This is a genomic window from Rhodopirellula sp. P2, assembly GCF_028768465.1.
GTDB lineage: Bacteria > Planctomycetota > Planctomycetia > Pirellulales > Pirellulaceae > Rhodopirellula.
Genome location: NZ_CP118225.1, coordinates 484762 through 510261, shown reverse-complemented (window position 1 = coordinate 510261; position 25500 = coordinate 484762). Strand labels below are relative to the sequence as shown.

The 25500-nt window shown below is 56.9% G+C and carries 17 protein-coding genes; 4 read left to right on the top strand and 13 right to left on the bottom strand.

Translation table 11 applies throughout. The features are described from left to right. Positions 1-26 precede the first annotated feature (26 nt). Complete coding sequence (rimO, locus tag PSR62_RS01800; protein ID WP_274406132.1) at positions 27-1457, bottom strand: 30S ribosomal protein S12 methylthiotransferase RimO; 1431 nt, start codon at positions 1455-1457, stop codon at positions 27-29. Between the two features lie 333 nt (positions 1458-1790). Between rimO and lysS the strand changes: the two genes are divergently transcribed. After that, the gene (gene lysS, locus PSR62_RS01795; protein ID WP_274406131.1) at positions 1791-3362 is read left to right on the top strand and encodes a lysine--tRNA ligase; all 1572 of its coding nucleotides are present in this window, start codon (positions 1791-1793) and stop codon (positions 3360-3362) included. A 38-nt stretch (positions 3363-3400) separates the two neighbouring features. Here the strand turns inward: lysS and PSR62_RS01790 are convergent, their stop codons facing one another. The 5 genes from PSR62_RS01790 to PSR62_RS01770 form a co-directional block, all read right to left on the bottom strand. After that, on the bottom strand, positions 3401-3634 hold the full coding sequence (locus tag PSR62_RS01790) for a DUF5989 family protein (RefSeq protein ID WP_274406130.1): 234 nt from the start codon (positions 3632-3634) through the stop codon (positions 3401-3403). A gap of 7 nt (positions 3635-3641) precedes the next feature. Then, positions 3642-4049, bottom strand: coding sequence for an SxtJ family membrane protein (locus tag PSR62_RS01785; RefSeq protein WP_274406129.1), 408 nt, complete (start codon positions 4047-4049; stop codon positions 3642-3644). Positions 4050-4059: 10 nt separating this feature from the next. After that, positions 4060-5889 carry a carbamoyltransferase family protein gene (locus PSR62_RS01780; protein ID WP_274406128.1) on the bottom strand — a complete coding sequence of 610 codons (1830 nt, stop codon included), beginning with the start codon at positions 5887-5889 and terminating at the stop codon, positions 4060-4062. Between the two features lie 259 nt (positions 5890-6148). Continuing rightward, positions 6149-7519 carry a threonine synthase gene (gene thrC / locus PSR62_RS01775; protein ID WP_047812509.1) on the bottom strand — a complete coding sequence of 457 codons (1371 nt, stop codon included), beginning with the start codon at positions 7517-7519 and terminating at the stop codon, positions 6149-6151. 162 nt (positions 7520-7681) lie between these two features. Beyond that, positions 7682-8188: a hypothetical protein gene (locus tag PSR62_RS01770; protein ID WP_274406127.1), complete on the bottom strand. Its 507-nt coding sequence runs from the start codon at positions 8186-8188 to the stop codon at positions 7682-7684. Between the two features lie 274 nt (positions 8189-8462). Between PSR62_RS01770 and PSR62_RS01765 the strand changes: the two genes are divergently transcribed. Then, positions 8463-9554, top strand: a complete 1092-nt coding sequence (locus tag PSR62_RS01765; RefSeq protein WP_274406126.1) for a substrate-binding domain-containing protein — start codon at positions 8463-8465, stop codon at positions 9552-9554. A gap of 212 nt (positions 9555-9766) precedes the next feature. Continuing rightward, on the top strand, positions 9767-9964 hold the full coding sequence (locus PSR62_RS01760) for a hypothetical protein (RefSeq protein WP_274406125.1): 198 nt from the start codon (positions 9767-9769) through the stop codon (positions 9962-9964). 63 nt (positions 9965-10027) lie between these two features. Here the strand turns inward: PSR62_RS01760 and PSR62_RS01755 are convergent, their stop codons facing one another. Further along, positions 10028-10786: a metallophosphoesterase family protein gene (locus PSR62_RS01755; RefSeq protein WP_274406124.1), complete on the bottom strand. Its 759-nt coding sequence runs from the start codon at positions 10784-10786 to the stop codon at positions 10028-10030. 4 nt (positions 10787-10790) lie between these two features. Then, positions 10791-11549: a metallophosphoesterase family protein gene (locus PSR62_RS01750; protein ID WP_274406123.1), complete on the bottom strand. Its 759-nt coding sequence runs from the start codon at positions 11547-11549 to the stop codon at positions 10791-10793. A 108-nt stretch (positions 11550-11657) separates the two neighbouring features. Here PSR62_RS01750 and tsaB point away from each other — a divergent pair, with 108 nt between their 5' ends. Further along, complete coding sequence (gene tsaB / locus PSR62_RS01745) at positions 11658-12476, top strand: tRNA (adenosine(37)-N6)-threonylcarbamoyltransferase complex dimerization subunit type 1 TsaB (protein ID WP_274406122.1); 819 nt, start codon at positions 11658-11660, stop codon at positions 12474-12476. 212 nt (positions 12477-12688) lie between these two features. Here the strand turns inward: tsaB and PSR62_RS01740 are convergent, their stop codons facing one another. The 5 genes from PSR62_RS01740 to PSR62_RS01720 form a co-directional block, all read right to left on the bottom strand. Continuing rightward, positions 12689-14374: a BamA/OMP85 family outer membrane protein gene (locus PSR62_RS01740; protein WP_274406121.1), complete on the bottom strand. Its 1686-nt coding sequence runs from the start codon at positions 14372-14374 to the stop codon at positions 12689-12691. After that, positions 14371-15822 (bottom strand): BamA/OMP85 family outer membrane protein, encoded by a 1452-nt coding sequence (locus tag PSR62_RS01735; protein WP_274406120.1) that lies wholly within the window; start codon positions 15820-15822, stop codon positions 14371-14373. The genes PSR62_RS01740 and PSR62_RS01735 overlap by 4 nt, the downstream gene beginning before the upstream one ends. A gap of 737 nt (positions 15823-16559) precedes the next feature. Then, positions 16560-17399 (bottom strand): hypothetical protein, encoded by an 840-nt coding sequence (locus tag PSR62_RS01730; protein WP_274406119.1) that lies wholly within the window; start codon positions 17397-17399, stop codon positions 16560-16562. A gap of 136 nt (positions 17400-17535) precedes the next feature. After that, complete coding sequence (locus PSR62_RS01725) at positions 17536-20280, bottom strand: PAS domain S-box protein (RefSeq protein ID WP_274406118.1); 2745 nt, start codon at positions 20278-20280, stop codon at positions 17536-17538. Beyond that, positions 20277-25112 carry a chemotaxis protein CheB gene (locus PSR62_RS01720; RefSeq protein ID WP_274406117.1) on the bottom strand — a complete coding sequence of 1612 codons (4836 nt, stop codon included), beginning with the start codon at positions 25110-25112 and terminating at the stop codon, positions 20277-20279. The genes PSR62_RS01725 and PSR62_RS01720 overlap by 4 nt, the downstream gene beginning before the upstream one ends. Positions 25113-25500: the final 388 nt, after the last annotated feature.

Genomic DNA, 25500 nt, shown 5'->3' with positions numbered 1-25500 from the left:
ACCTGACACCTCTCTCCCGCTTCTTGTTAAGTCGCTGCGGCCACTAAGTCGTAGCCTTGGGACGCAACGATTTCGCAGGGGCGAATTTGTCCGACTTCCACGGGCGAATCCGGGTCGACTTGCGAAACGTAAATCAGTCCGTCGACATCGGGCGCCTCGCTCCGTGTGCGGCCGATGAACACGCCTTCTTGTTCGGGCATCTTGGCATCGATCAGAACGTCTTCGGTTCCACCGACGCGAGAATCGTTCCAATCAAACGCGATCTGTTGTTGCAGTTCCATCAAGTCATCACGACGTCGCGCGGCCACGGCGGGATCCACTCGATTGGGCAATCTTGCGGCCGGTGTGTCTTCTTCGATGCTGTAAGTGAACACGCCCAGGTTTTCAAATCGAGATTCTTGGACGAAGTCCATCAGCTCGACGAAGTCCTCTTCGGTCTCGCCGGGGAATCCCGTGATCATCGTGGTTCGCATCACCAGCGAATCGATTCGCGAGCGAAGCTTTTGAACGATATCGGTTTGCAAGGACCGCGTTGTTTTGCGAGCCATGCGTTTCAGCATCTTGTCGCTGGCATGCTGCAGTGGCATGTCGATGTACGGCACAATTCGCTTGGCCGATGCCAGCGTGTCAATGAGCGCGTCGTCGATGTACATCGGGTAGAAGTACATCAACCGGATCCAGTCGACCGATTCGATTTTGTCGAGTTCTTGTAGCAACTGGTTCAGGCGAGGTTCGCCGTAGCGGTCCATGCCGTAGTAGGTCGTGTCTTGAGCCACGACCACAATTTCGCGAACGCCGCTGTCACCCAAGCGTTTGGCTTCGTCGATGATCTGTTCGATCGGTTTGCTGAAGTGTTTGCCACGCATCTTGGGGATCGCGCAGAACGTGCACAGCCGGTCGCAGCCTTCGCTGATTTTAAGGTAGGCAAAGTGTCGCGGCGTGACAGCCGATCGCATCGCGTCGCTGAGTGGGTTGACCGCGGCGGGTTTGAAGATCGTGCGTTGTTCTTGCAGTCCTGAATAGAGTTCGTCAACGACCGACACGATGTCGTTGCGCCCGAACACGCCGACCAAGGCGTCGATGTCGGGGCGAGCTTCCAGCAGTTTGCCCTGTTGTCGTTCGGCCAAGCATCCCGTGACGACGACGTTGCGAAGTTTGCCGTCCCGTTTGAGCGCCAGCATCTCATCGATGGCGGCCATGGATTCGTCACGCGCCGAGTCGATGAACCCGCAGGTGTTGACCACGACGAAGTCGGCACCGTCAACCGAATCGACCATCCGGTACCCGTCGGCGTCGAGGCGACCGAGCATTTGTTCGGTGTCGACGAGGTTCTTGGGACAGCCCAATGAAACGACCGCGTACCGCCCCCGCGGTTTTCCCGATTCAGGATCGATCAGCGGGTCTGTCCCCGGTGAAGCGACCGTCACGTTGTTCTGCGGGAGGATGGGAAGTTGCATCAAACGAATTCGGGAACGAGGGATGAGTGGCAAAATGCCAGGGAAACCAGCATCGAGGATAATTCGTGCCTGTTCACGGCAAGCACTTCATTAGAACACAAACCACCGTTTTCGCAATTTGCAAACGCGGCCAATCGCCAGCGGCGGGGGCCGGCGAAAGGATGGCAAGCGGTGTCTTCCTTCTAGGGCCCGTGGCATGCCAGTGCGCTCGCGAAATTCAGTCCGTTTGCGAAAACGGGGGGGACGCGAAAACCGGCTCCCTTGCGTGAATGAGGCGGCAAATTCACAATCGTCGGTTAAATCGATTTTTTCACCCTCGCAAGTGCCTTTGCCGTGACCGCTACGCCTTCCAACGCCGACGACCTTGATTTGACCGACCCGCACGCGGCTCGTCGGCACAAACTGGAAGAAATCACCGCCAAAGGCATCGATCCCTGGGGCCAGCGTTTTGACGACCGTTTATTGGTCAGCGAGTGCCGCGATCGCATTCCAACGATTCTGTGGCAGCCCAAGGAAGGCGAAGCGATCGCCCTGCCCGACTTCGAAAGCGAAGACGTCGATTACCGCCAATGGAAGGCCGACAACGGCCCAGGCGAGGAAATTGGGCCGATTGTTCGTGTTGCCGGACGGATTCAACTGTCACGGCCGACGGGCAAGTTGATCTTCATGAACATCCGCGACTGGACGGGCGACATTCAGATCTTTGTCGGCAAGAAACAGGTCGGTGACGAAAACTTCGATTTGGCCAAGCTGTTTGACCTGGGCGATTTGATCGGTGTCCAAGGCCGCCTGGGACGCACCAACACGGGCGAGTTGACCGTGTTCGCGGAAGAAATGTTCCTGCTGACGAAAATGCTGGAAGTCCCACCGGAAAAGCACGCCGGGATGACCAATCAAGACCTCCGTCAACGCATGCGTTACGCCGACTTGGCGTTCAACGATGGCGTGATGCAAACGTTCCTCGATCGCACCAAAATCATCAAGAGCATTCGCTCGACGTTGGATGATCAAGGGTTCTGCGAAGTCGAAGGCCCCACGCTGCACACCGTTCCCGGTGGCGCTGCCGCGCGTCCGTTCGAAACGCATCACAACGCTCTGGATATGAAGCTGACGATGCGAATCGCATTGGAGCTGCACCTCAAGCGATTGATGGTCGGCGGGATGGAACGTGTTTACGAAATGGGGCGTGTCTACCGCAACGAAGGGTTGTCGCCACGGCACAACCCTGAGTTCACGATGCTGGAAACCTACCAGGCGTACGGCAACTACGAATCGATGATGGATCTGACCGAGAAGATCGTCTGCGACGCGATCGAAAAAATCGGCGGTGGATTCCAACGTGAGTACAACGGCACAATGCTGGACTTCACGCCGCCGTTTGAGCGTGCGACGTACGCGGAGTTGTTCCAAAAAGCCACTGGCATCGACCCCGCTGACGAAGGCGCTGTCAAGGAATACGCCAAGAGCCTGAAGCTGACCATCGATGGCAAGCACCCCGATGTGATCCGCAATGAGATCTTCGAAGAGAAGGTCGAGGATTCGCTGCAAGGTCCGATCTTCGTGACCGATTACCCCGCCAGCATCTGCCCGCTGACGAAACGCAAAAAAGACAATCCCGAAATCGCCGAGCGATTCGAGATGTTCATTTGCGGGATGGAATTGGCCAATGCCTACACCGAACTGAACGATCCCGATCTGCAAGAAGAGTTGTTCAAGACTCAGCTCGAAGGTCTGGACGACGAAGACTCAATGGCCAAGATGGACCACGACTTCGTCCGAGCATTGCGTTACGGCATGCCGCCCGCTGGCGGACTGGGGATCGGTATCGATCGCTTGGTGATGGTTCTGACGAACCAGAAATCCATCCGCGACGTGATCCTGTTCCCCGTCCTTCGCCCCGAGTGACCCACTGTTTGGCCACGGGGCGACCGCCTCTCACTGGATCAAAACAGTGTGTAGATGAACGGTGCCGCCCCGCTGCTGGCCATGATGCTGAGCAAGCCCACCAGCAACAGGGATCCGACAAGTGGGATCATCCACCACTTTTTGTTCTCGCGTAGAAACATCACGAATTCTCGCAGCAGACCAATGTCCTGCTGTTCCGATTCGCGTTCGAAGTCATCGGAAGCCGTGGGCTGGGAGGGCGTGGGCTGGGAAGGCGTTCTGGGGTCAGGCATATGGAAGCTAAAACTGCTTGAAGTATTGGTCGGGCGTGGGCGTTGATTCGCGATTGTTCCAGTTGCTGGAGCGACCCTCTTGTTTGAGGTTCAATGGGTTGTGCCCTTTGGTTCTCAAGACCAGAGCGATGGGCGTCAGGACGAGAAAGTAGATCGTTCCGAGCAGCAGATGGCCAACACAAAAGGCAATCGGATAGGTCGCGTGTTGCCAGCCCCGAATGATTGGTTGCTGGGATGTTGGCCAAGCATAGTAAACAGTGACGACGACGAGTCCCGCGATCAGCAAGACGAGATTGAGCCACTGTCCAAAGTCGCTGATCAAAAACGAAGCGATGATCAGGAGCAGGCCCAGTGACAACCCGAACCAGCGACGCATGGACTGCGAAGGGGACGCCTGGAGATCGATTAGCGGCATGGTGTTGGGATCAATCGGGAGCCAGGTTGGAAAGGTAAGTTTGACTGGAGGCGACCGCACTCGCGGGCTGTTCCTCGCGGAGCATCAGATGATTGCCCACGACCAGAGCATCCATTTGGGTCGCCAGGAAGCAACGGTAGGCGTCCGCTGCTGTTCGCACGATGGGTTCCCCTCGCACGTTGAAGCTGGTGTTGATCAGTGCTGGGCAGCCGGTTTGCTCATGGAATTCCTTGAGCAAGGAATGGAATCGAGGTTGGCGATTTTCGCTGACGGTCTGAACACGGGCTGAATAGTCCAGGTGGGTGATGGCGGGCAAGTCACTTCTGACTTGCCGCACGCGTTCAATGCCTTCGACAGGGGCAATCGCCTCTTTTCGGCGAGATGGCAGGACGTCAAACGTGAACAGCATGTAGGGACTGGATGCGCCCTCCTTCATCTCGAAGCAGTCGTTGGCACATTCTTCCAAGACAGACGGAGCAAATGGCCGGAATGATTCGCGGTACTTGATCTTCAAGTTCATCGTCGACTGCATCTCGGTGTTGCGAGGGTCACCTAAGATGCTGCGATTTCCCAGTGATCGCGGACCGAACTCCATGCGTCCCTGGACCCAGCCGACCACCTTGCCTTCTGCCAGCAATTTTGCGACACGTTGGTCGAGTTCGGATGCGTGGTTGAATGTCTGAACAACGGCACCTGAGCGAACCAACGAAGCGAGTTCACTGGATTCGTCGATGGGTGGCCCCAGCAAGGATCCATGCTGAGCGTCTTGGGGATTTGCCGTTCGCACGTTCCCCAGCAGTCGGTGCCAGATCAGCCAAGCGACTCCAAGTGCGCCGCCGGCGTCCCCTGCCGCCGGTTGGACCCAAACGTTTTCGAAAGGTCCTTCCCGCAGCAGTCGTCCGTTTGAAACGCAGTTGAGCGCAACACCGCCTGCAAGGCACAGTGAATCACTCCCGGTCCGACGGTGAACATGAGATGCGAGTTTCAGAATCACTTCTTCGGTGACAACCTGGATGCTTGCCGCGATGTCCATGTCGACTGGTCTGACCAGGGACTCTGGGTCTCGGCGGGAGATGCCCAGCAGACGTTCCAGTTTTTTGCCGGTCATCCGAAGCGTGTGAGCGAACGTGAAGTAATTCATGTTCAGTTCATAGCTTCCGTCCTCGTTCACGCGAATCAATTCTTTACGAATGACGTCCGCAAACGTCGGTTCGCCATACGGGGCGAGTCCCATCAATTTGTATTCGCCTGAATTGACTCGGAAGCCACAGAAGTAGGTGAAGGCTGAATAGAGCAAGCCAAGTGAATGGGGAAACTGGATGTCTTGTTTCAGCTCGAGCTTTTCTCGAGTTCCGATGCCCCAGCTGGTCGTGGTCCATTCACCGACGCCATCGACCGTCAGAATTGCCGCTTCGTCAAACGGGCTGGGATAAAATGCACTGGCCGCATGCGATTCGTGGTGTTCACAGAAAACAATCCGGCGCTTGGTTTTGCCGCCGAGATGCTTGCGGATCTCGCGAGGAAGGTGCAGTTTGAGTTGCAGCCAGGGTGGCATCGCTCGGGAGAACGAAGCGTAGCCGCGTGGAGCGTATGCCAGGTAGGTTTCCAGCAACCTTTCAAATTTTAGCAATGGCTTTTCGTAGAACCCGACATAGTCGATGTCCGAGACGCTAGCACCGATTGACTCCAGGCAGCCTGCCAGTGCCTCGCTGGGAAATGCCGCGTCATGCTTCTTCCTCGTGAAGCGTTCCTCGCTTGCAGCAGCGACCACCACCCCATCGTTGAGCAGTGCGACGGCGGAATCATGGTAGTAAGCAGAGACGCCAAGGATGAGTGTCATGGCAGCCGTCTAGCCAGGTGGTTTGCCCGCGAGTTGACCACTTGTTGGTGTCCCTTGTGGGGCAGATGAGTCATGTTTCCTGGCTGCGAAGCACTGGCACCAAAATAGACGGGCAAAACACATGCACCGTGGAGGCGTCCGCTCCAGTTGCACTTCGGAACCGTACCCCACGCCAGGCGGCAAAAACGCCGCCGTGACTGCTTCGCACAAACCGTCTTTGTGCAGGCCTGCTCCAAGACAAGCCTGCCTTACGAATGGATCAGCCGTTGTGTTGTTCCAGGCGGCGAGCGATCTCGTCTTTGACAGCGTTGGCGTCGGCGGGCAAGTGGACCGCTGGGTTGGCGTGTTTGCTGTCGATGCCTTCGAGAGTTGACTCGTGATAGCCAACTTTGAAGTCCGTGAACTTCAGCCCGTGCGCGGTGCTGATCACAACAGTTTTGTCCTTGGAGGAGATCTCACCTCGATCGATCAGTTTCTTCAGCACGGCCAGGGCGACGCCGGTGTGCGGGCACGTGAACATGCCCGTCAAGTCAGCGGACGCCGACGCTTCGGCCAGTTCATTTTCGGTGGCTTGTTCGACAATGCCGTTGGTCTCTTGGACGGCTTTGACCGCTTTGGCGTAGCTGACCGGATCGCCAATTCGAATCGCGTTGGCGAGCGTGTCTTGAGCAGTGACGCTGACTTTTTCCGCGAAGCCGTTTTTGTAAGCGGTGTAGAACGGGTTGGCGCGTTCGGCTTGGGCGGCGACCAAGCGCGGCATGCGGTTGATCAACCCCAGGTCCAGCATCAGCTTGAAACCCTTGTAGAGCGCACTGATGTTTCCGAGGTTGCCAACCGGGATGATGATCCAGTCCGGGACTTCCCACTCAAATTGGCGCACCAGTTCGATACCGACCGTTTTTTGGCCCTCGATGCGAAGGCTGTTCATCGAGTTGGCGAGGTAGATCGAATTGTCCTGAGTGACTTCTTGAACGATCTTCATGCAGCCGTCGAAGTCGGTGTCGAGTGCCAACACGTGGGCACCGTTGGCGACGGGTTGGATCAACTGCGCGGTGCTGACTTTCCCAGCGGGCAAGAAGATCACGGCGGGGATGCCCGCGTAGGCGGCGTAAGCGGCCAACGCCGCACTCGTGTCACCGGTGCTGGCGCAGGCGACGGCTTTGACGCTGCTGCCTTGGGCCATCATTTGTTTGACGACGCTGACCAGCACGGTCATGCCCAAGTCTTTGAAGCTGCCCGTGTGGCTGTTGCCGCAGAGTTTGATCCATAGATCGGGAACACCGAGTTGGGCACCGAGTCGCTCGGCCCAAAACAGGTTCGTGTTCCCCTCGAACATGCTGACGATGTTTTCGTTCGCCAACGACGGAACAACCCACTCTCGCATGCCCCAGACGCCGCTGCCGAATGGCCATTTCGAAGTGCTGGCACGAGAATCGAAGAGTTGTTGCCACTGGTAGGCGTTTTTTTGTTTCAGAGGTTCCCGCTCGTGATAGACCTCCAGCAGACTGCCGCAAGTCGGGCAGGTGTAGATCACATCAAAGATCGAGTGCTTTGCGCTGCAGCCTGAAATGCAGCGAAAGTAGGTGGTTTGGTGATCCACGTCCGATTTGGACTCAACGGCAAGAGACATGAGGAGATCCTGGTGCGATGGGAAACGGGGGCCGACATTATGATCGCAGCCCACTCACAGGCAAAGGGCGAACCAAAAGAGGCGTGAACTTCGTTTGTCGGCCAAATTTGGGTCGCTTCGCCACCATTCCATCCCGACGATCGTTTGCTCCTTCTTCTCTTCTCAGCGGAACCCGTAGGTTGGCACGCCGTAGTAGCGTGGAACGGCATAGTAGGTTCCCGTTCCGAACTGCACCCCGCCTCCAGGGCCAACTTGCAATCCGGTTCCGCTGACCGTTCCAGGCACGAAACCGTATCCATAGCTGCGGTAGCCGTACCCATATCCACCATACCCGTAGCCGCCGTAACCATACCCACCGCGGTAGCCAGATCGACGTGGGGTGTTGTAGTAGTAATTTGTCACTGACCCGCGATTTGAGTTGGTGCCGCTGATGCTGGGACGGCGGGCGGTGTAGTTGTTTTGAGGCAAACCGCCTCGTTGGCCGATGATGGCGCTGCCGCCACGATTGAATCCGTTGCTTTGGATTCCATACCGGTAACCTTGGGCGGACGCATCGGAGGCAAAGAAAAACGCTCCCAGGCCGGCGATAGCCAACGCCACCAGACCTGTCGACGCCCAAGCGGGCAGAAGGCGTTTTGTGGGACTCAGTGTTTTGAGAGGCGTGTTCATGGGGCACCTGAAGGGTTTGTTGGGAGGAGAGGTCGGGAACTGTTTGCGGTCGGATCGATTGAATTTTATGCGTTCGCAAACCCGAAGTCCTGGGATCAAAATGTCTGATCGCGCCACCTTCTCCGCCAAATCTTTGGTTCGAAGGGCTTCATTACGCGCGGGTTTCATACCGGTTTCGGGCCTGCGTCGTGCCTCTGCGGCATCCCATGGAAGCCGAACGACTTTGCTAAACTGGGACGTTTCTTATTCTGGTTCTCTTGCGTGAATGGTCGTTATGGCTCGCTGTTGGTTGGGATGTCTCGGTTTGGTTCTGCTGCTTGGATGCAGCAAATCTGGTTCCAGTTCCTCGGAACAATCGCAATCCGGCCCTGAAACGGTGGGGCAGGCTTCGGTGGATGCGTCTGGTTTTCCGCGTCAGTGCGGTAACTACACCGTGCTGGGGATTCTGACCGACAACCAGGACAATTCGAAAGCGAAAGAAAATGCCGAAACGACGTTGTTGCGGCATCCGAATGTGGGGTGCTTGGTTGGGCTCTGGAGCCAGAACACGCCGATGATTTTGGCGGCGCTTCGGAGCAGCGACGCGGTCGGAAAAGTTTCGGTAGTTGGATTTGATGAGCACCCGGACACTTTGGCTGGCATTCGCGATCAGTCCGTCTTTGGCACGGTTGTGCAGCAACCCTACGCGTTTGGGTATCGCAGTGTGCAGTGGCTGACGACGCTGGTGAAAGGCGGGCAAGTCGAGGTGCCTGAGTCGGGGATGATCATCATTCCTCACCGGTCGATCACCCTCGACAATGTCAACGAGTTCGCGGCGGACGTGGACGCGATGAAGTCAGGCCAAGGCCCGATTTTGTCCGGTGAGGAGCAAATCGACGGGGCGGGGGTCCGTGTCGCCTACATCACCAATTCATTGGACCCGTTTTGGACGCTGGCCGATGCCGGCTGCAAACGTGCGGCGGAGCAATTTGGTTGTGAGGTTGATGTGCAGATGCCTTCTTCCGGTTCCATCGAAGAGCAAAAGCGATTCTTGGAATCCAACGTGGCCGCGAAAGTGGACGGGATTGCAATCAGCCCGATCGATCCCGAGAACCAAGTGGCGATGATCAACGAGGCGTGCCAAGCCACCACGGTGATCTGCCAGGACAGCGATGCGCCGGCCTCACGCCGAAAATTCTACCTGGGCACCAGCAACTACTTGGCTGGACGCGCGGCTGGCAAATTGATTCAAGAGGCCATTCCCGAGGGTGGCGAAGTGATGTTGTTCGTCGGCAAAATGGAAGTCCTCAACGCTCAAGAACGCAGTCAGGGCATCATGGACGAACTGGCGGGGAAGCCGATTCCAGCGATCTTGCAAGGCAACTGAGTCGGCGAAGGTCGCCGCCTGCAAGTGAGGCGATCAGCCGGTGCGACCCGCACAATCGGAATCAATGGTGAGGGCCACGGACGTTCAGCCACGTTTCCATGGCCCCGCCAGGAGGATTGCGGCGGGGAGGCCGAAAGGTGACGTAGGTTTGCGTGTCGAGCGAGGGTGTGCCTGGTTCGATGCGACGTGCAAACCTTTTTGCGAGTTTGATCATGAGTGCCATTCCACCCGCCGTTCAGCAGGTCCTGCAGGCCCGCCAAGACGCAACCCAAACGCAGATTGACGTGGCGTTGCTGGGACAAAATCTGGATGTGCAAAGACAGACCGGCGATGCGATTGTGCAGATGATCGCCGAAGTGGCTGACGTCCAAAAGCAACTCGCCAGCGGCCACATTGACGTCCGCGTCTAACGCATTCTGGCAATGGGCTGAAACGGGCGCAAGCGTTGGCCGGGCATCGGCCACTCGTTTTTCTCAGCGGCCTTCGCGAAGCCGATAGCCTAGGAAATTGTCCAGCTCGGCTTCTTTCTCAATGGCTTGGACGGTCCGCTCGATGTCGTATTCGACTCGGCGAAACATCACCAGATCCGGTTCCACAATCGCGTAACAACTGCGAGGGTCGCCATCACGTGGCTGGCCCACACTGCCGACGTTGACCATCAGTTTCGCGTTGGGATCGGCCAGGGAGTACCCCGTGCCAGTGTCCGCCGGGCGGACGAAGCGTTGTTCCATCGTGAACACACCCGGAACATGCGTGTGCCCTTGGAAGCAAACACGTGGGACGAGCGAAAACAGCTTTTCCATCTTCTTCGTGTTCTGAGCGTCTTCGGGAAAGACGTATTCGTTGGTTGGTCCACGTGGCGAACCATGGACAAACAACCAGTGGTCTTCGCGAACGGTTCGCGGCAACGCACACAGGTATTCGATCCGTTTGCGGCTGGCGCCTGGATCGTCACCGATTGCTTCGAGTTGGCTGCGGGTCCAGAAAATCGCTTGCTCGGCCGCGACGTTGAATCCTTCGGGGTCGAACAGAGAACTGCTGTCGTGGTTCCCGAGGACGCAGAAATCAAACCCCATCACGATGTCCAGGCACGCACAGGGTTCAGGGCCGTAGCCGACCACGTCGCCCAAGCAGACGATGCGATCGACCTTTTGAGCCTCCACATCGGCCAGAACGGCTTCGAGCGCGGATAGGTTTCCGTGAATGTCGCTAAGAATGGCTGTGCGTGTCACCCGATCAATGTCCTCGTTTCAGTCGATCGCCCAGGGCATCGTCCAGATCGGGTTGTGCGTAAATCTTTTGAGCCGTCTTCTCGAAATCGTATTCCACTCGGCGGTAGGTCAACGTTTGGGCATCGGTGTCCAAGATGACGTAGCACGATTGGTTGTTTTCGTCTCGCGGTTGGCCAACGCTGCCGACGTTGATCATCAGTTTGTTGTTGCCCAGAGTGTACGTGTGATCGCACTCGTCCGGCGTGACGAATTCGCACTCGGTGGTGAACACGCCCGGCAAGTGCGTGTGCCCCATGAAGCAGTACTTGTCGATTTTCCCGAACAGGATTTCCATCTTGCGAGCATCGTACATGTATTCGGGGAAGACGTATTCGTTGGTCGGGTCGCGGGGCGAGCCGTGGACAAATTTGAAATCGCCGTCATCGATGAAGCGTGGCAACTCACCCAAGAAGTCCCAGCGAGCGTTCATCTGGGCGGGGCCGCCTTTGCCGCTGTCCAGTTCGTCGCGAGTCCAATAGATCGCCCGCAGAGCCATCGGGTTGAACCCGTCTGGATCAAACAGGGCTGCCTGATCGTGGTTGCCCAAGATGGTGTGTTTGCATCGTCGCATCACCAGATCCAAGCACTCACATGGGTTGGGGCCATATCCAATGATATCGCCCAGGCATATGACTTCTTGGACCCCGACCTTGTCGATGTCTTCCAGAACCGCTTGCAGCGCTTCAAGGTTCCCGTGGATGTCGCTGATCAACGCTCGCTTCACAAAATTCCTCGGTCACCTCACCTGGATGCTTAACCTGCCGAGTGTCATTGTAGTCTGGACCAATTTTGCACGACAATCCCACGCAATTCACTCGACGAGTTCTCGACCATGGACCCCCAGACCGAATATGGCAGCCCACGACCAGTCATCGGATTGGCTCTGGAAGTCATCGGTCGCGAAGGTTCGGTGGCTTTGATTCAGGGGGACAAGGTCGTCCAGACGCTTGAATTGCCGAGCGATGTGCGGGCCACCGCCTCACTGACTCCAGCCCTGCAAACACTGTTGCAGGCGATCAATCCAGGCGAAAAACGTCCGGAGACCACCTTAGCGGGCAGCGATTTTTGCACCCCTGCCACTCGACCGGACTACATCGCGGTTGCCGATGGTCCTGGATCGTTCACCGGGCTGCGCATCGCCGCAGCCACCGCGAAAACGTTGGCGTATGCCTGGGGAATCCCCGTGGTGACGTTGGATTCTCTGTCTGTTTTGGCAGCCGCTGTGTTGCCAGCCAATTCCTTCGAAAAAGATTCCACGCCGGCTGAGTGGCCGGCACCCGGTCAGCGATTGTTGGTCGGGCTGGATGCCTATCGCGGCCAAACATTTGTGGGATGGTTCCGGGAACAGGACTCAGGCTGGGCATCCGAGGGACCGGTCGAGCTGCTCGATCGAGCTCACTGGCTGGAGGCTTTGGAATCAGCCGCTGCAGGAATTTGGGTCACAGGGGACGCGATGAAGGAGGGGCTGCCGGCGGATCATCTGAAGACCGTCGTTCGGCAGCAATCCTTGGCTTCCGCGCTCGCGAGGCTGGCCAATCAAAAGTATTTGGCGGGGCAGACGACCGATCCGATGGACGTGTTGCCCAAGTACTTTCGGCCCAGTGCGGCCGAAGAAAAGGCCGCCGCCAACCAAACCGGATCAGCGAAGTAGTCCGCTGGCGAGAGCACAATGCCATCTACGTTAGAACCAACCGAGGGGATTTTGTTAGCGGAACGGCGCAAGCCGTCCGGTAAAACGTGGATGTTTTCCGGCGCGTCACCGGACGGCTCGCGCCGTTCCGCTACAAAGTAGATGGCATTGGGCGAGACCACTGGGGCCCCGCCGTTCGGATTTCGAACCGAACCAGCGATGTCAGGCCCGGATCAGCGGATCGCACTCATGTAGAAACTGAACATTCGCTCGTCGTCCGTGTCGGCCATCGCAACTGGGAATGCAAAGTCGAACGCCAGCGGGGCGGGACCGAGCATGGGGATCGCGACACGCAGACCAAAGCCAGGAGCGACGCGGAAGTTATCGGTGTCAATCTCGATGTCTTGTTCGACCGTTCCGAAGTCAACAAAGGCAACGCCGCGAAAGGCGTCGTCGGCGGTCAACGGGAACATGTATTCGACTGAGTTCAACCATTGGAACTGACCCCCGACTTCCACGCCGTTGATGACCGGGCTGGCACCACGGAAATCGAAACCGCGAATCGTCGCGTAACCACCGGCAAAGTAGTTTTCGAAGATCGGTGTTTCGTCGCCGCTGAAGCCCAGTTGCACGCTGTAGGAAAGGGTTTGTTTCCCCGAGCCATCAGCTCGTTCGCGAAGCAACCAGTACTTGCGGTACTCGGCTTCGAAGGTGGAGTACTCGTAGTCGCCAAAGGTTTGTTCGAAACTCAATTCAAAGTAGTGACCGCGACTGGGTTGCAACGGGCTGTTGCGAGTGTCGTGGATCAGCGATGCCATGCCACTGAACAATGCGTTGTCGCCGAGGGCCGAATTCAGTTCGGGCACCGTGTTGACTCGCGGGTCCGTGATCTCGACATTTTGTCCGCCGACGCCAAGCGAAATCGAAAGGTCAGGGGTCACGCGATAACCAAAGCTGGCTCGGCCGCCGAGGCGGTTTTCGTCCCAGTCGTCAAAGTTGCGATCGTACAAGAACCCACTCAGCGACATGCTGATGGGCAAGTAACCCAACAGGTTGGGGTCCGCGAACTGAGCGGTGTATCGTTGGTAATCACTCCCGGGAGCTGCTTCCAGTCGAAACGTTTGGCCAGCACCACGGAAGGCAGTGCCGCTGAACAGATCGCCAAAGGAAGTCGGCCAGCGACTGATGTCAAAGTTGCGTTCATCCACGGTGATCTGGCCGGTGACACCGGCGTCACTGTTGACCGCACCGCCGAACATCAGTCGACCCGTGCGAGCGGGGTAACCTTGGATGATCAGGTCGGCTTCCCGAACGGTGGGCTGATTGACAACCGGAGGTGCCAAGCTGGGCGACGATGGGAAGCTGCCCTGCAAAGGACCGGGCAACGTTCCGCCTTGATAGACGTCACCTTGGTAGGTTTGTCCCTGATAAGTTTGTCCCTGATACGCGCCGTTGGGGTAGGCCGCGGGAGGCGCTGCAACGTTTCCGCCATAAGTCGGCGCGGCGTAGGGATTGCCTGCCGTCGGTGCAGGTGCGGTTGTCGCGGGAGCCGTCGTTCCAGGTGCGCCGTAGGCGGACGGGCCGCCATAGACCGATTGACCGTAAGTCGAATTGGTCGGGGCCGCCGCTGTGCCCTGCAGCGAGGGTGGTGCACCGTAGGCCGATGGTGGTGGCGGAGCTGGGTAAGCCGTTTGAGCGGAGCTTTGCGATGACGAAACGACGCTGGATGACAACGCCAGCAGCGCGGACGCGGAGACGCGAGTCCACAGCGAGCGGTGGATGTCATCGAGCCAACGCGTTGCTGTGCGATGCTTCGACGGGGCCGAAGGATCCGATTCAGAAGATTGGGTCACAGCACGCATCCATGACTTGAAGCGGGACTTGAGCGGGAGTGAATTCAGTGTGGTCTTGGAGTTCATCTCAACGATTCCTCCAATGGCTTCACGATGATGTCCGGCGGGGCGGCGATCGTGGGATTGGTTTCGAGCAGTTGGCTGCGTTCGATCCGGTTACGCCCGGTTTCTAAGTCACGACGATCGATGTAATCACCTTCTCGCATCTCGATCAGGTTCAACATCGTGGTTTCTCGCATCAGGTGAGGTTCCCCGTCGATTTCGACGCGGATGCTGTTCACCTTCCAGCGATCGCCTTCCGTGATTTCGAACACCAAGTCGACGATGCCGTTTTCATCTCGCATGATCGTCTTGGGGTTGACCTCGGCGTAGATGAATCCGAGTTCACCGTAGCCATAGACGATCTCACCGATGTCTTTTCGCATCTTGGTGCCGCTGAAAACATCATTGGCTTTCAGTTCCAGGCGTCGTCGCAGTGATTCTTCGGTGATGAATTCGTTGCCGACAATTTGAATGTCGCCGATGCTGAAACGTGGGCCTTCGTTGACAACAAACACGATTGTCATCCACTTTCCGTCTTCGTGGTATTCAATTCGACGTCCGACGGTCGCGGTCAGGAATCCAAGGTTGTGATAGTAGGACGCCAACACATCGACATCGGCGTCGATCTTTTTCATGTCCGCAACGTTGCCGATGTAGCTCATGATGCCCATCATGGGGCCACGGCTTTGAATGATCTTTTTCAAGCGTGATTCGCTGACGATGGAAGCCCCTTCGATGCGAATGTCTCGGATGCGTTCTTTCGGCCCTTCGTTGATTCGAAAGACCACCGCGTTGGGATCACCGGGCAGTCCGATGGAAGCGATGATCGCGGCTTGGTTGAAGCCCTCTTCGTGGTAGTAGTCGATCAAACGACGTTTGCCGGTTTCGATTGCGAACTCGCTGAGCGGGTCGCCTGCGGTGATTCCTGAACGTCCCGACAATTCACGGTCGTTCATTCCGTAGTCGCCGTGATAGATGACCTGCGAAACCATCGCTCGTTCGCGAACATAGAACGTGACCAGCACGCTTTTCTGAGTTGCACTGCCGTTCGAACCGGGAGTTGCCGTGACACGTTCCTCGGTATCGAAGGTGACGTGGTCAAAGGAGCCCATGTCGTTCAAGCGACCGACGTCAGCCAAAACAGTTTCTTCACTGTAAAAACGACCTTTGCGGGTTTGAAGTTCCGCCAGAATGTCCGTGGTCTGGATGACTTGGTTGCCAACCAACCGGACTTCGGCCACGACCGCGTCGCCCACTTCGCGACGCAGTGCCATGCCGTCGCGGTTGTGGATGTGATCACGAAATTTTGGTTTGGTTGCGGCGGCGGGTGCTTGAGCTTGGCCTCCACCCATGCCTCCACCACCCATTTGGGCGTGAAGATTGGTGGATGAGAAGGCAATCGCCAAGCAGCAAACAAAACACGCTAAAAAGCGGTGCTTCGAAGGATCGCAGCGGTAGAATCGAAACGGCATGAGCAGCCATATCCGTGGCACGAGAAACAGGATCTTCCCGTCTCTACCAATGCTTCCGCGGGTGCCACAAGGCGAATACGACTCTCCCCTCGAACTTCAATCAAGTTTGCAAAATGATTGATTTTTGCTGAGCAACAAGTGATTGGCCGATGGCATCCGTTTCGGCGCGATTTCCGCCCGAACACAGTCGTGGCAGCGATCGTGAAACAGGTCCGTTTCCCGGGACGTTCGAAAGATAAATGGTGGCTGGCGTCCGGGTTTCGCCCCGGATGGGGCCGTCGTGCTTCGCTCGGGGCGGAAGCCCCGAGAGACCGATGCCGGAAAACGAACGGTCGCCCCGGATGGGGCCGTCGTGGGAGTTGGGGGCGTCCCTCGCTCACGCTTCGGGGTGTGATGGGTGGTCTTGGCCGACTCTGACGGGCAAGAGTTCCCGTCCTCCATTTGTTGAAACGTCGTTGGCGACTGAGTCGACAAGCCGTCAACATTTGGCGCTCTGATTGCAGATGCCAATTTTATTCCTGGATTGCACCTTGAGAGACGCGGCCCGCTTCGGGCCGGCGAGGATTGCGGGCTGGATTCAATGCTGAGCCGCTCCCCTCGCTCGACCCTCCCAGGGGGAGGGTGATGATAAACGCTTGGCAACACAGTGCTTAAAAACTGCACGACCTCTTTCAACGGGCGAGGTTCTGCAAGTCACTGCTGGATCGGCACTCAAAAGCGGCACGACCGCGATGACGTCAGGGGGCACCGTGTTCGATCAACTGCTGCTGAAACGTCTCAAAGAAGCTGCGATCTTTGGCGTACTGGTCTGGATCGATCTGGTTTTTGAAGTCATCCAAGTAGTCGACCCAGCGCTTGGTCTCCTCGACGAAGGAGTATTCCGGGTCCGCCATTGGATTGACCCAATCCGGATCACCTGGTTCACGCTGGCCCGTGATCTGGCCGTCGCCGTTGACGATGAAATTCGCGGTCAACACGGGAAGCTTCATTCGCAACTCGTGAATCGCACGTTCGCCCCATGACATGCCCGCGGTTGCTTCCTCCCACGCCTGCGTCACTTCGGGCGACGTCGTGCTGTCAGGGAACCGAAGGCCGTTGGCTTTGCCTGATTGCGTGATCCCGTCGCGGTTCAGATCCACCTGCGCGGCGGGTGGGACCAACAGATTCAGAGCCCCTTCCTCGCTCAGCGAATCGACCTGGATCGGGTCTGCCAAGCGGTGGATGGTCTGGACCGTTTCCAGTTCGGCAGCCGGCAATCCACGCAGAAAGTCTTTGGGCGTGGCATAGCCGCCTTCGTCGTAAGCCTGGGACATCACGCCAGCGTAGGATTCACCCAGGGCTGCGGCGTCCTCTTGGCCACGATAACGCCCGAGTTGCTCGACTCGATACCACTGGGTCCACGATTGTTGGATCTGAGAATCCAGCGGCATTTCAGTGGAGACCGGTTCAGCACTGGCATATCCCTCGCGTCCAAAGTTCTCCAGCACTTCGCTGAAGACGCTTTGCACGTTTTCGTTGGCAGCTCGGCGGTGATCCTCCAGTGTCATCACACCGGATTGGCGAGTGTCGATTCGCACTTGAAGTATCGCTCCATGCAAGCAGGACGTTCCTCACGCTTATCGACCCGTGTCCATGCTCAAGTTTGATGGTTCAGGAAGAATTTTCGGAGATTGTCGGTTGGGGCGATCCAGCGTGATTCGCTGCCAGAGCGAATCAAACGGTCAGGCGGGCGATCATTTGGATCAACTTCTGTTGATCGAGCGGTTTGGTGGTGTAGTCGGTGCATCCCGCAGCCAAGCACTCTTCGCGGTCGCTCTTCATGGCATTGGCGGTCAGGGCGATGATCGGCAGCTTGCAATCTCGCCGCCGGAGTTCCGTGGTGGCTTCGTAGCCGTCCATGACCGGCATCTGCATGTCCATGACAATCAAATCCACCGTTGGTGAATCGGGAGACTCGATGAACTCAATGGCTTCCTGCCCGTTGGTGGCGGTGTAGACAGTGCTGCCCGCTTTCTCAATGAAGTGCTGGGCCAAGTATCGAATGTCGCGCCGATCATCGACGACCAGCACGTTGGCCGACAACCGGATCTCGGGGGCTGGCGTCGCTTGCGCTGGCAGGCTGTTCAGGTTGGGCTGGATCAATTTGCCACTGGCGTCAACCTTCAGGCAGAGCGTGAATCGACTGCCTTTGCCAGGTTGGCTGGAGACATCGATTTGTCCTCCCAAGGCCTGGGACAATCGACGACAGATCGTCAGTCCCAATCCGGTGCCACCGTGCGAACGTGTGGAGGTGTTGTCAACTTGCGTGAACGGTTCAAACAGCGAATCCAGTTTCTCCGACGGAATGCCCACCCCGGTGTCAATCACGTCAAAGTTCAGCAACTTGGATCGTTGGTCGTAGCGGATGTTCAGTCGCACTTCACCGTCGTTGGTGAATTTGATCGCGTTGCCGACCAGATTCAAAAGGATTTGACGCAACCGGACCGCGTCGGTGTGAATGGTTTCTGGAATCGGGCCAGCGAACTCGACCTTCAGCGGCAGGTCTTTTTCCGCTGCACGAACATCCATCAGCGAACGAATGTCACCGACGATCGTGTCGGGGCGGACCGGTTGTTTCTGCAGATTCATCTTGCCCGCATCAATCTTGGACAAGTCCAAGATGTCATTGATGATCGCCAGCAGGAAATTCCCATTGCGACGAATGGTTTCCACCACCAACAAGTTGTCGGGGTCTTTCAGGTGGTCGTTCAGAATGTCGGCATGTCCCAGGATCGCCGACATGGGCGTTCGGATTTCATGCGACATGTTGGCTAGGAATTCGCCTCGAGATCGATTGGCCATCTCTGCAGACTGCTTGGCGCGTTGCAGTGATTGCTCAAAGATTTTGCGGTCCGTGATGTCTTGCACCGTGCCCACTCGCCGAACGACGCGACGAGTCCGTTCGATGTCCTCGCGAAAGGTGCATCCCGTGTCGATGAGCCAGCGCGTTTCTCCATCAGGACGAATGATTCGAAACTCGATGGAGTGCTGGTCGGGGCCGTCTGGCGACATCGAATGACGCAGTGTTTGCTGGAATCGTTGATGATCATCGGGATGCACCAACGAGGCATAGCGGTTTTCGTCCGCGGCCCCGTCCGCGGGCAATCCGAGGATCCGAAACAATTCATCGGACCAAATGTTCTGCGAGTCGGTTGTGGTGATGTCGTAGGTGCCAAAACCGGTCGTCTCCGCGGCCAAACGCAGACGGCTTTCACTGGCCTCGATGTCGGCGGCCCGCTGCCGCAGGGATGCTTCGGCCACTTGGCGATCGTGAACATCGATCACACTTCCGATGTAGCCTTCAAACTGTCCTTTGGAATTGAACTTAGGACGCCCGGCATCGATGGCCCATCGATAGTCGCCGTTGCCGGTCCGTAGTCGGAAGTCATGTTCGAAAGGGGCGCGGCGTTCGAAAGCGGAGCGAATGATCCGGTGCGAGTCCTCTCGGTCATCCGGGTGAACCATGTCCAGCCAGCCAAGCCCCAGGCCGTCGAATTGAGATTGCCCGGTGTAGTCTTGCCAGCCTCGCGAGAGAAACGTGCAGGAATGGTCGGCGCCGGTGACCCACAGCATCGCCGGGGCCGCATCCGTCATTTCGCGAAAATATTGTTCGCGGCGTCGGATCGATTCCGCGACTTGCTCGTGTTCGGTGGCGTCGTAGAAATAGCAAACCACTCCGAAGCGACCATCGGGCAGCGTCGTGCGTTCGATTTGCCACTCATAGGATTCGACTTGGGCGGTGTCGTGACGATTTTCAACAAACGCCGGGGCTTGATACGGTTCACCGGTTTCCAGCGTGTGTTGAAAGAGCCTCATGATCTCGGTGGCAAACTCCTTTCGCCAAATCGTGAACATGATCGTTTCGAGATCTTGCCCTTCGATGGGATCGAATTGTGTGAAGACCTCCCGCGCGCCTTTGCTGACGTACCGCATCTTCAAGTCGGCATCGACGACGTAGATGCCAAAGGGGCTGTTTTGCACCAGGTTCTCAAACGTCTCTTGAGATCGTTTGAGGAAGTCTTCCGCGTTCTTTTTATGAGTGATGTCGACGGCAGCCAGAAGTGATGAAACCGGTGTCCGTCGACCGTCACGCTCTTCAAAAAGGACCTTTTTTCGAATGCTCAGCCAACGCACATCCCCGTTGTCATGGATGATGCGATGTTCCATCGAGAATTCCCCCACACCGTTGGGATCCATCGACTCGGCCAGATGCTGGTTGATCGCGACGGCATCATCGGGGTGGAACTTCGAATGAACCGTCTCCCGGTCGACCTGCACACCAGGAGGCAAGTCAAACAGTCGTGCGGCTTGCGGATCAGCCGAGGCGAGTTGGGTGTCGTAGTCCATGTGGATGACACCCATTGAGGACATCGACAATGCCAGACGCAGTTGCTGTTCGGTGGTGGTGAGTTCGCTCATGTCAATTTGCTGACCAGCTGAATCAGTTTGGCAGCATCAATGGGTTTACTGAGGTAGTCGTTGCAGCCCGCTTGCAGGCACAGGTTCATGTCGCCCTGCATTGCGTCAGCCGTCAGGGCGATGATCGGTCCTTCGTAGCCAAGTTCTCGGAGCTTTTTCGCGGTGGCGTACCCGTCCAGCGTCGGCATTTGCATGTCCAGAATGATGACATCCGGGCAATGCTCCTCGTGCATGCACTCGACGATTTTATGGACGGCTTGCAGGCCGTCCTCGCATTCGTCGACTGTGGCACCTGCTTTGGTCAGGATACGCCGGCTCAAAAACCGAATGTCGCGGCGGTCATCGACCACCAACGCGTAACAATTCAATTCGATGGGATGCCCGTCGGGGGCTTCAGGAACATTGTCTTGATAGGCAATGGGTTCCGAGTGGTCCACCATGGGGACACCGGTTAACTCGCCAGGGGAAACGATCAGCGAGAACGTGCTGCCGACTCCCATGTCGCTCTCGAACGTGATGCTACCGCCAAGCATTTCCGCCAATCTCTGGCTGATCGTCAATCCAAGGCCGGTTCCACCGAACGTCCGACTGACGCTGGAGTCGCCTTGCGAGAAAGGCTGGAACAAATGGTCTTGTTGTTCCTTGGCGATTCCAATTCCCGTGTCGATCACGTCGATGCACAATCGATCGGGATCGGAATTCATCCGCACCACCAATCGCACGCTTCCTGTGTGGGTGAATTTGATCGCGTTGCCAACCAAATTGATCAGGACTTGTTTGAGGCGTTTGGAATCAGATTGAATCAAAGCGGGGATTGGCTCGCCGTATTCGACGGTCAATTCGAGCCCGGCTTCCTGGGCTCGGACTTCCATGATGCTGCGAACATCTTCGATCAATCGGCCTGGATCAAAGCGTTCACTTTCGACGTCGAGTTTGCCAGCTTCGATTTTGGAAAGGTCCAAGATGTCATTGATGATGTCCAGCAAGTAGTCGCCATTTCGCCGGATCGTTTGCAGGTGCTGGCGAGCTTCGCTGTCCTCCACCACATCGTGCAACAAATCGGCGTAGCCAAGGATGGCGGTCATCGGGGTACGGATTTCATGCGACATGTTCGCCAGGAAAGCGCTCTTGGAGGCACTGGCTTCATTGGCGCGTCGCTCGCTTTCTCGCAGCGTTTCGGCTTGCACGTGTTCTTGGGTCGAATCCCAATTGACGCCATGCATGCGCGTGACCTTGCCTGATTTCGAACGCACGATTTCGCCCACGCTGGTGATCCAACGCAGCTCGCCATCGGGACGTTGGATGCGGAACTCAAACTCGCAATCGTGTTTGCCCTCAATCGCACCTTGCCAGTGCTGCTTCAACGCCTCCACATCATCAGGGTGAGTGAGCGAGAAGCAAAGTTCGGGGCTGGCGTGCTGGTCTGCTGAAAGCCCCAGCAGTTCGTACAGCTCTTTTGTCCAGTAGCTTTTGGTTGGCGTCCATTCCCAGGCGGCCATGCCTCCCGCCCGAAGTGCCATTTGCATTCGCCGGGAAGCGTTCTTCATGGCCTGTTCCGCTTTTTTGCGATCACGAATGTCGACGCCCGATGGAATCAGGTATTCGATGTTTCCATGGTCATCGAAAACAGGCGCAATCATGAAGTCGATCATCACGCCATCGTCACCGTGGGCAAACAAGGACACGTCGTAGCGCACCGGTTCACCCTGGAAGGCCCGTTTCATCGCCTCGCGAATCTGCTCAACGACGTTTGCGTCGTAGCTCCACCAAGGAGCCTCGTGGAAGGGTTTGCCAATCACGTCCTGGCGGCTGACTTTTGCATGCTCCAACGATCGGTCATCCACTTCCAGCAGCAATCCGTTGCGATCGATCACCCCCACCAACCCCAGTTGATTGTTGATCACGCGGCGCAAGTGAGCCTCGCGATCGGCCAATTCCAGTCGACTTTGCTTTTGATCGTGGATGTCGATGTTCATCCCCACCCAGCGATGGACTGCTCCATCGGGTCGATGTTGAGGAGCAGTCCGGACTTGGAACCAGCGGTAGTCGCCATTTCGGTTTCGCAGACGATATTCCAGCACCAGCGGGCGTCCTTTTTTGACTGCGTCGATCCAGACCTTCTCGGTCAACTCGCGATCGGCGGGATGGATCGCGTCCAGCCAACCCAAACCAGACCATTCCTCCCTGGTTTGTCCCGTGTATTCACGCCAGCTCGTCGAGTCGGATTCGACCACACCTTTGGCATTGGCGATCCAGACGATCTGGGCTGATGCGCGGACCAGTGATTGGAACAGTTCCTCGCTTTCTCGCAGTTGCGTGACATCGGTGAAGGTGAGCACAATGCCATCGTGATCACCTGTGTGGGATCGATACGGCAGGGCACGCCGGATGAAAGCTTGGCCGGATTGAGCAATGATGGTGTGCTCGACACCGTCTTCTTGGATCAGTTGCTCCCAACTGGGAAGCGGTGGCATGGCCTTCACATTGGAAACGATTTGTGTGAGTGGACGCCCCACATCGGTCGCGATCAAACCATAGATCTCCGTCGCTGCGGGTGTGAAGCTTCGGATCGACAGGTCGTCATCCAAAAAGATGGTCGCAATGCGTGTGCTTCGCAACAGGTTCTGCAAGTCCGCGTTGGCGCGGGCCACGGCGTCACTGCTGCTGCGGATTTCTTGCTTGGAGATTTCTAGCTTTTCATTGGCCGTTTGCAGACCTTGGTTCATCACCAGGAGTTCATCGTTGGACAACTTCAGCTCCTCGTTGGTGGCCTCCATTGCTTGCATTGATTGATTGAGGTCTTCTCGGGTGGCCGCGAGCTCACGTTTGAGTTCTTCGATCAATCGCTGGGCTTCTTGATCCGCAACTTTCAGGGGATTGGAGTTGGTTGAACCATCCGTCGGTCCTTCCAGGGGGGAAACAGGAGGGCCCAGGTTTTCAAAAGCCACCATGAACAATTCGGTTTCGTGCCCCAGTTGCATCATGGGTTGAATCGTCAGTTTTACCGGTTGTTGGCCGTCCTCGCAGGACACTGAGAGATTGTCACGGACGACCCGACGACGACTGGCCTTGGCCTCCGCGAAGGCGCTGCGGAGTCCGATTCGCAGGCCAATGCGAGCCATCTTGATCAAGTTGTTCGAGAGCGAACCGTCGTCGCTGGACAGGTACGGGCTGGTGTCTGACAAGGAACAAACGACTTGTCCATCCATGTCAACGACCACCGCCTTGGGGGCGAACTCATCCAGGATGATTCGCTGCAGGACCTGGTGAATTTCTTGGGTGTCGACTTCGCAAGGAAGGATTGCGGCCGGTTGCGCAACTTCGATTGCGCTGAGAAAGCCTCGGGAGTCCTCCGCCGCCGTGACCGTTTCAGTTCCTTTGCGTTGGTTGATCCGATGATTGGAGCTCACGCCACGGAACAGTTCGCCGTGCGAGGAAATGGATTCACTCGGACCCAGAAAGAGGTACCCGTTGGGACGCAAAGCATAGTGAAAAAGGGGAATCAGTTTCTTCTGCAGATGCGGCCCCAAATAGATCAGCAAATTCCGACAGGAGATCAAGTCTTGACGTGAGAAAGGGGCGTCGCTGATCAGGTTGTGCAGCGAGAACAAAATGGATTCACGCAGCTTCCTTTTCGCGTGATAGCGTTTGCCCCGTTGGACGAAGAACTGTTTCAGTCGGTCTTCCGAAACATTCTCGCTGATTCCAAGCGGATAGACTCCTTGTCGAGCGATTGCCAACGCACGCTCGTCGATGTCGCTGGCGATGATTTGAAACGTCGGCAGGGATTCCTGGGAGGGCAAGTCACCTTGCCGCGTTTGCAGTTGGTCAAGGTATTCATGGCACAGGATTGCCAGCGTGTAAGCTTCCTCTCCCGTGGCGCATCCAGGCACCCAAATTCGAACCGGGTCGCTGGCAGTGCGTCCCTCGAAGATCCGAGGGATCACTTCGGCTGCTAACTTTGCGAACGATTCGGGGTCGCGGAAAAATGCAGTGACCCCAATCAGCAACTCGCGAAACAGGTTCTGCGATTCTTCCTGGTCGTCACGCATCCGATTCAAGTAGGCCGCAACATTGGGGATTTGCAGGATCTGCATCCGCCGCAAGATTCGTCGGGTCAGCGTGCCCGTTTTGTAGTGTTTGAAATTGTGCTTGGTCGTTTGGTACAGAATCTCGGCGACTTCCGGGATGGACTGTTCGATCTGTTCCAGCATCGATCCACTTGTCAGTTCGTCCGACTGTTGTTTCAGATAGCGAACGTAGTCCTGCAGTTCATCCGCGATCTTTTCGGGGGAGAGAACATGATCGGCCACACCGGTGGTCGCAGCGTTTCGCGGCATCGAATCGAACTTAGAGGATCCGGAGGTTTGGGCGAACGTCATTCCTCCTGCGTCACTGATGGATTTCAAACCCAGAGTGCCATCCGTGCCCATGCCAGACAAGATGACACCGATGCCCTGCTCCCCTTGCGTATCCGCAATGGAATGAAAGAAGTGGTCGATTGGCGTCGCAGAAGATTCTTGGGTGGTTGGTTTCAGCAACAACCGGGAACCACTGCTGATGGTGAGCAAGCTGTTGGGTGGGCAGAGATAAACCGTGTTCGGTTTGAGAAGTTTGCGAGACTTCAGCTCGACGATTTGCAACGGCGTCGCACTCGCTAATTGATCCGCTTGGGGCGACTGCAATTCCGATGGATCATGGGCGACGAACACCACCGCCAGATTGGGTGAGTCACCCAACGACGTTAAAAGTTCTCGCAGTGCTTCCATCCCGCCGGCGCCAGCTCCCACGCCGACAACCAGTGGTTTGAATTCGAGTGGGGGATCGCTCAACAGAAATGTCTCTCTCGACCCGCGAACACCGTCGGCAGGTAGTTCAGTCTTGGGGCGGTGTGGGCGGTTGGCATGGTTTCGGTTCGATGAGATTCAGAAGTCATCGAAACCTCTTCAACAACCTCGTGCGGCGAACGTCCGATTGGTCTTGATTGGACGCGACGAGACCGATTGGGTCAATCGATTGTGACTTGCAATTGGCGTGTTCAATGCTTTGGCGAAATCGTTTTTGCGACCGCTGACGACCGCCAGGGACGGCTGAGCAACGAACTCCCAGCGTTGTTTGGTTTCCGACCAATCGACCCGTCGTGGTGCAAACTCCACCCTGGCCGAGAAATCTCTCGGTTTCCGCTGGTTCAATCGAGGCATTGCTCAAAGCCCTCCTTGG